The sequence below is a fragment of the Candidatus Seribacter sulfatis genome (genome assembly GCF_964187635.1).
Taxonomy (GTDB): domain Bacteria; phylum Verrucomicrobiota; class Verrucomicrobiia; order Opitutales; family Seribacteraceae; genus Seribacter; species Seribacter sulfatis.
The window spans coordinates 1-6135 of record NZ_CAXLMO010000074.1; the positions used below are offsets into that span (position 1 = coordinate 1).

The 6135-nt window shown below is 45.9% G+C and carries 4 protein-coding genes; all 4 read left to right on the top strand.

Features of this window, described 5'->3' with window-relative positions; genetic code table 11:
- Positions 1-1253, top strand: a 1253-nt coding sequence (locus tag ACKPQ5_RS07475) for a DUF1552 domain-containing protein (RefSeq protein WP_407678478.1), incomplete at its 5' end; no start/stop codon positions are given.
- 2 nt (positions 1254-1255) lie between these two features.
- Positions 1256-3835 carry a DUF1588 domain-containing protein gene (locus tag ACKPQ5_RS07480; RefSeq protein ID WP_407678479.1) on the top strand — a complete coding sequence of 860 codons (2580 nt, stop codon included), beginning with the start codon at positions 1256-1258 and terminating at the stop codon, positions 3833-3835.
- Positions 3798-5288: an SGNH/GDSL hydrolase family protein gene (locus tag ACKPQ5_RS07485; RefSeq protein WP_407678480.1), complete on the top strand. Its 1491-nt coding sequence runs from the start codon at positions 3798-3800 to the stop codon at positions 5286-5288. The genes ACKPQ5_RS07480 and ACKPQ5_RS07485 overlap by 38 nt, the downstream gene beginning before the upstream one ends.
- A 105-nt stretch (positions 5289-5393) precedes the next feature.
- A complete protein-coding gene (locus ACKPQ5_RS07490) occupies positions 5394-6125 on the top strand; it encodes a 3-keto-disaccharide hydrolase (protein ID WP_407678481.1) in 732 nt (243 codons plus the stop codon).
- Positions 6126-6135: the final 10 nt, after the last annotated feature.

Sequence of the window (6135 nt, forward strand, 5' to 3'; positions counted from 1 at the left end):
CATTATTCCCCCATTCTGCTTTTGCCTCCGTTTCCGGTTCCGCTCCCAAGCGGGTAATTTTCTTTCTTCAGAACCAAGGATTTGAGCCGGGTACCTGCATTCCGGATGGGATGAAAAACAGTGGATCCCTGTCCAAGGTCAAGTTACCTGAGCCGATCGAGGCACTCGAACCTTTCAAGGAGCGATTACATATTATTAACGGATTGCATGGTTTACATACTAGTCCAGGGCATAGTCCATTTTTTGGAGCTTTGGGTGGGTATCGTGGAAGTGATGGTGTACCTCCGGGTGGGCCGACAGTCGATTATGAATTGAGCAAAGTTCTTCCTCAGACTTTATTACCCCATCTTTGCATCGGGATGGATTCCATCGAGAATATGCGGGCCAAGCCTACCGTGGCGAATCTTTCTGCCAGTGGAGCTGGTCAACCAATCTTTATGCATTCCAATCCCAATCATTTATACCAACTTTTATATGGCGGTATTTCAGAGGGAGATATTCGTAATCAGCATGAAGCAAGATCCTCCATGCTGGAAAGAATTGAAAGTATGGCATCCACTGAAGGTCATCAGCTTCCTTTACAAGAGAAACAAAGGTACGATCAGTATGTTCGTGGATTCGAGGATATGAATGGTTTGCGTGATCGGTTGGCTCAAGTTTCAGGGCATTTGAAGAAATTTGCTCCCAAAGTTGATGAAAGATACACCAATCCGGAATTTGAAACCGATTGGCACGACACACTCTTGGACCTTGGTATTTCTGCACTTAAGTCGGGTACTACGAACACATTGACTATCGGTTCCGGCCGAGGGGAAATCTTTGGCGCCTGGAAAGGGTTAGGAATCGAGCAACAGGGGCATAACCTTGGGCATATGAAGCAAAAGGATAATCCGATATGGATCAAGATTCGCCAGTACAACTCCCGGATGCTGGTTAAGCTAATGGAGCAGTTAGAAAGTGTTCCTGAAGGCAGTGGCTCCATGATGGATAACACTTTGATTGTCTACACTAGCAATAATGCCGATAAACAGCACACCAATGGATCGAACTGGCCGGTCATGTTGCTGGGGAATTGTGGCGGTGCTTTCAAATCGGGTTGCTTTACTCAACTGGATGGGACGCGACCCATCAATGCCCTCTATAATTCAATTATGCGGGTATCCGGTGTGGAGGGTGATCGGTTCAATATGACCGAGGCGATGGCCAAAAAGTACGATTCCAGTACCGGTCCAATTACGCAAATTCTGTCTTAACTGTGTTCGGCAGAAGCACTTTATTGGCATTTGCCATACTGGTTATCCCTAGCCTGCGGGGAAAACCTTTCGTACCCGGTGAAATCATTCGTGGTGACTTTAAGCAAATTGGCGAATTGTTTTTGGAAAACCATTGTTTTGATTGCCATGATGATGAAACGAAGGAGGCCGATCTAAACCTTTTGGATCTTGGACCGGTGGACGAAATTAATGCCGCGGTTTGGAAATCGGTTTGGGCACAGGTCGCCATGGGCGAAATGCCCCCCCCGAACAAATCTCAGCCCAAGATCACGGAACGTCTCAAATTCTCGGATTGGGTAGTTCAGGAGTTAAGAGAGGAAATGAAGGAGAAGGGTGGCTTCAAGGCGAACCTCGATCCCAAAAAGGCAAACTATCTCGAACATGATCTGCTCTTTGGCGAACTACCCAATGACATTAAGCTTAAACCTACCTCTTCTTCCTCTCGAATTTGGCGGATCACTCCACAGGAGCACATCACACGACTCAATGAACTGATTAACATGGAGCCCGCATTTAATCCTTCCAAACCTGGAGTGCGAACACGGGGTGATTTCGTGCCCACCAACCATGGCGGAGAACTTAAGCTTTATTTCGGGACGGACCGTATTATCAGATGGGAGGGTGGAACGGTTGCCTACCAAACTGCGGTGAAGAGTGTGCCTGTGGTACTGTCATCGAGCCGGAAGCATGGATTTGAAAATTATGCTGACTTTTATTCAGTTAACAGTTCCGAAGCCACTCAGATACTGAATAAGGCGGAGGACATCCTGAAATACATGGCTTACGGTCCAATGAGCTTGGTTGAATTTCCCGAGCAAATAACCGACAATCCTAAAACCTACGATGCGGTAAAACCGAAGGAAGACCTACGTGGCTTACCCTCTGCAATTGTTTATAATACTAAAGTCGTTCGTCCGATTACTCCTGTCTATGATTTAATGAGACAGGACAAATTTACGGAGGATTCGATTCGAAAAACTATTACCTTTCTTTTTGAAGTACTGACTTTCCGTCCGCCGTCGGAAAAAGAAGTTTCGGAATATCTGCAAATTGTTAACGAATCCATTAAAAAAATTGGGCGTGAACAGGGTGCATTTATGGGACTTTCTTCAATCTTTCTGGATCGTGATGCTCTTTTTCGCCCTGAACTCGCAAAAGAGGGAAAAGCGGACAAATATGGAAGAGTCATGTTGCAGGATTGGGAACTTGGATTGGCGGTAAATCATGCTCTTAGTTACATCAGACCTGATGAGAAATTGAGGGATGCAATTGTCCAAGGAAAAATGAGAACCCGCTCCGATGTGCGCCGTGAAGTTTCACGAATGTTGGATGATGACTCCATCCGCAAGCCCCGGGTTCTTCGTTTCTTCCGAGATTTCTTTGATTATGATCTGAGCGGGTATATTTGTAAGGATCAAAAAGCTCTTGCCAGCACTGGAACTTCCGCCAGAGACAACGCTTACTTTCGTGCCATGTTTGATGCCACTGCCAGCACGGATCGTTTAATTGAATTGATTTTAGCTGATGACAAAAATGTATTGAAAGAATTATTGACGACTCAAAAAGTGGTTCATACAGGAAATGATCGATCGTTGTTCGGAAGAAGGTATACCAAGGAAGAGCAGAAAAATGCTCAAGAGGAAAAGAAAAGGGCTGAAGAATTAGCCACTTTGGAAATTGCCGAAGAACGAAAGATCCTAACGAAAGAAGTCAATAAGCTGGAAGGTCAGGCCAAGGCCAATAAGAGCGATAAAGCACTCAAGAAAATGGTGGCCAGTAAGCAAAAAGAGCTTAAAGCCTTAATCAAAAAAATGGCTGATATGAAAAGAAAGGCCGGGAATAATGTAAATACGAATGTCGAAGAAGCGAATTTTTCCGGCAAGCAAATCTTTGCCCGAGTGAGCCGACGTTCATTCGGAACCGGATCGATGAAGCCAGAAAGAACCTTGTCAACGGTACCCGAAAGTCAGAGATTGGGAATACTGACACATCCAAGCTGGCTGGTCTCCCATTCTGATGCCATGGACAACCACGCGATTCATCGAGGAATATGGGTCAGGGAGAGATTGCTTGGCGGCGGTATTCCCGATGTGCCGATCACGGTGGATGCTCAGCTTCCTGACGAACCTGGAACCACTTTACGGGAACGCATGCGGGTAACCCGGGAAAAGTATTGCTGGAGTTGTCACGAGAAAATGGACCCCCTTGGACTCCCTTTTGAGATGTACAACCATGCGGGAATCTATCGCACCACCGAGTTTGAAAAACCAGTTGATGCAAAAGGGGAAATTATCGACTCCGGCGACCCTTCTTTGGACGGACCAGTTGCCAACGCTCTCGAGATGATCGATAAACTGGCCAACAGTGAACGTGTCGAGCAGGTGTTTGTGCGTCATGCCTTCCGTTTTTGGATGGGGCGCAATGAAACCCTTCATGATCGCCCGGTTTTACAGGCGGCCCATGAGGCTTATCGGGAAAGTGGGGGAAGCATGAAAGTCCTGATTCTTTCCTTGGTGACTTCAGATGCGTTTTTATTTCGCAAACAAAATATACAAAATTAAATTTTTCTTTTTTTTAATAGGGTGTATTGCTCAACAAGGTAACATTTCTGCTTACACAACAATTAAGGAAGAGAGTTCCTATGCCGATCCCCCAACCGGGGACTGGGTGACCAATGGTGTTATTACTCCCTTGGACCAAAAGATGGTTAACTTTTACATCCGTAATGCGGATGGAGCGATTGAGGTTTTGCTTAAAGATAATGCCCCAATCGGTTTGCAATCCCGTGTGCAAAGAGGCGGATTCGAAGCACGAAAGGTGGAATTTGAAATGGGAGAAAAACAATTTTCCTACAACTTGCCTAAGGATTTATATGTTAAACGAATCTTCAAGGATGCAGAAGCGATCAGGAAGTGGGAAGAGCGGGGAAGGCGTCCAATCATGGACGGAAAACTTTATATAGCTCCAATCCCCGACCAATTACCAACCCTTGCAAAGCCTTGGATATCAGGAAGATTTATTCGTGAAAACGGTCGTTTTATGGATGTGCAGATTGGTGATGCAATCTACCAAATCGGCACCCAGGGTCATGATGGACAGCACCGGATCATGGGACTTTTGAGTCAGAAAGATATCAAACCCTTTGTTCAGCAGGCTTTCGTTCACGGAAAGATGGAAGGAGATGTTTTTCATGCGAGCGAAGTCTGCCTGCGAATGCTCGAGGACTCTAAAAACCAGGATGATCCAAACCTTGGTCGGTACCTTTTCATTGGAGATTCAATTTCCGGAAATTATGACAAAGCTCTTCGTACTGCATTGATGGGAAAACTGAATATCTATCATCCTCCCACTAATTGCGGTCCAGTCCGCAAGGGCGTGGAAAATATTGTCCAGTGGCTCGGAGCTTATGACCAACCCGGACTGGGGTGGGAAGTGATCAGTTTTAATTTCGGTCAGTGGGATTCAGCCAATACCAAGGCTCGTTATCAGGAAGATTTGGAGAAAGTGATTGCAGAATTAAAGAAAACCAAGGCAAAACTGATCTTTGTAACCACGACTCCGATTCCCGGTGGATATCCTCCCCCTGGTGAACTGGGACCCGAAAATAAGGCAACCGGGCGAGTACAGAAAACCATGGAGCGATTCATCAACCCATGGGCACTGGAAGTGATGAGCCGGCATCCAGAGATCGCGATTTGTGATCAACATGCCCTCATTTCCAACGAAAAGTTTTATTCCACCTGGTTGAAAAAAGCTGGGTTTCATAAGAAAGGGGAAAACAATCCCTACGGAGATCTGCATATTGGGGGCTTACTGGGTGAACCTGTTGGCAGGCAATTAGCCCGTAAGGTGTTGGATGTTTTGGGACGGGAGGAGGAACCTCTCAGTCCTCATGGACTGGTGTCCAATGATTTGGATCCGAGAAGACAGCGTTCCGCCACAAAGGATATCGATGTTGACGATTTTTCTGACCTATTGGAAAGCGATCAAAGATTGCGCAAATATCGGCGTTGATTATTGCCTGGGTTTGTACTCAAAGGGTTCAATTCTTTTTAAAATCAGTTCATTAATGTCGCTTTTTCCTAGGCATAAAACATTTCACGGGCTAGATATATTGTAATGAAAACGCACAAGAACTTGTTCATATTCTCTCTATCTCTTTTTACTTTTTCTGCATTTGCAGAAAGTGCAAAACAAGATTCATCCTTACCACCGGTAGTGACCCCCGGAGTTTACGGAAATCCTAATAAAGTGGGGAAGGCACCATCTGATGCCATCGTACTTTTTGATGGAACGAACTTTAATCTTTGGGAGAGCACAAAGGGAGGGGAAGTGAAATGGAAATTGATTGATGGCGCCATGGAAGTGGTTCGTGGTACCGGTACGATTCAGACAAAAAAGAAGCTCGGATATGGCCAGTATCATGTGGAGTGGCGCACTCCAGACGAAGTAAAAGGTTCCGGGCAGGGTCGGGGGAATTCAGGTTTTTTCCCATTGGGAGGCCCCGAAGTTCAGGTTCTGGATTCGTACAAAAATTCCACTTATTCTCATGGTCAGGCAGGATCCATCTATAACCGCTACCCTCCCTTGGTTAATGCATGCCGGGCTCCTGGTGTGTGGCAGACCTATGATGTCATTGTACATGCCCCCGTTCAGGATAAGGAGGGGAAATACATTCGTAAAAGTGCTTACACGGTTTTGCATAATGGCGTTCTGATCCAGGACAATATGGAAGTGGGAGGAAGCAAGGGAAAGACCGGTAACCTTAGGCTCCAGGATCATGGGAATCCGGTACGTTATCGAAATATCTGGCATCGTCCATACCGGGATCCTCTTCCCATGAAGAAATAGTATTACCTTT